The sequence below is a fragment of the Saccharopolyspora aridisoli genome (genome assembly GCF_004348445.1).
Classification (GTDB): Bacteria; Actinomycetota; Actinomycetes; order Mycobacteriales; family Pseudonocardiaceae; genus Saccharopolyspora; species Saccharopolyspora aridisoli.
Genome location: NZ_SMKV01000075.1, coordinates 1 through 1,287, shown reverse-complemented (window position 1 = coordinate 1,287; position 1,287 = coordinate 1). Strand labels below are relative to the sequence as shown.

The 1,287-nt window shown below is 65.7% G+C and carries 1 protein-coding gene and 1 pseudogene; one reads left to right on the top strand and one right to left on the bottom strand.

The window, feature by feature from the left end:
- A pseudogene (locus E1161_RS26885) lies at positions 1 to 382 on the bottom strand (alpha-mannosidase); the annotation flags it as partial.
- Between the two features lie 165 nt (positions 383 to 547).
- On the opposite strand from E1161_RS26885, the gene E1161_RS26880 reads away from it, so the two are divergent.
- Positions 548 to 808 carry a Prokaryotic metallothionein gene (locus E1161_RS26880; protein WP_132627536.1) on the top strand — a complete coding sequence of 87 codons (261 nt, stop codon included), beginning with the start codon at positions 548 to 550 and terminating at the stop codon, positions 806 to 808.
- The last annotated feature ends 479 nt before the right edge of the window (positions 809 to 1,287 follow it).

Below are 1,287 nucleotides of genomic sequence, written 5' to 3'. Positions count from 1 at the left end.
GGAGTGGGAGGTAGGTGTTGAGGGGGTTGATGGCTTTGAGGGGTGTGCCGTCGGGGGTGTAGCAGAGGCCTTCGCATTGGAAGCCGGGGCGTTCGTCGGTGGAGCCGAGGTTGATGAGTGCTTCGACGGTGTGGCCGGCCCAGGTTTCGGGGATGGTGGCGGTGAGGCGGAACCAGGCGGTGCCCCAGGCGGGTCCCCAGGGTTGGCCGATGTGGGTGGGTTGGTAGGTGGCGTTGAGGGCTTGGGTGACGTCGACGGGTTCGCCTGGGGTGTGCCAGACGGCGATGTCCATGGGCAGGGTGTGGGTGTGTTGGGCGGGTTTGATGCGTTGGTGCAGGACGCGGTCGAGGCGTTGTTCGACGATGTGTCGGTCGTCGTGCATGGGGCGGCTCCCTGGCTCGTCGCGTGGGTGTGGTGGTGATCATGCTGGCACAGGGTGGCGTGGTGTCCGGTGGCGTTTCCTCGGTGTTGGGTGCGGTTGCCGGTGTTGGGTGTAGGCCGCATGCTCGCGATGTTGGCTTGTCATCGCGTTGTGGAGGGCGGTCTCATGGGGACCTGCGAGGTGTGCGGGAACGAGTACTGGATGAGTTTCGAGGTCCGCACCGTGGGCGGTGGGGTGCACACGTTCGATTCTTTCGAGTGCGCGGCGCAGCGTTTGGCGCCGCAGTGCGAGCACTGCGGCTGCCGGATCTTGGGCCATGGTGTGGAGGCCAGTGGGCGGTTCTTCTGCTGTGCGCATTGTGCGCGGCAGTCGGACGTGGCGATGGCTGCTGAGTTGCGGGATGCGGTGGGTGCGCATCCGGTCTGATCGCTACGGGGTGTGTTGTGTGGGGTCGCCTGTTCGGGTGTGACTGCCCGCTCATTGTTGTGACCATTCTGTTATGTCACGGTTGAAACAGGCGGACGACCTGCGACGACATCCCGGGTGACGGGGGACGAACTCGGCCGGATCAGTGGGTGCCCGCGCATCCGGGTGTTGACAACGAGCGGGAACACCGTCAACTCCACAATCAATCCCTTAGCTAGAACATGGAGGACGCCCTATGGCAAGTATGGTTCGCTGGCTGGGCGGGTTTTCGCGGGAGCTCGAACGCGCCCGCGCGACGATGCGCCACCCCCGCTCGCAGGGTCACGTGCGGTTTCCGCGCGGATGAGGACCTGGTAGCGCACAACCGAAGATGACTTCACGCCTGCCGTGTTCCCGGTTCCCCGGGGGCACGGCAGACGTCGTTTCGCGGTGCGGGTGCGAGGATGGGCGGGATGGGTGGAGGGGGCGTGGGTGTGGCG

What these genes read in the sequence shown, in the direction of transcription:
- E1161_RS26880 (WP_132627536.1), top strand. Translation starts at nt 548, where the DNA reads ATGGGGACCTGCGAGGTGTGCGGGAACGAGTACTGGATGAGTTTCGAG.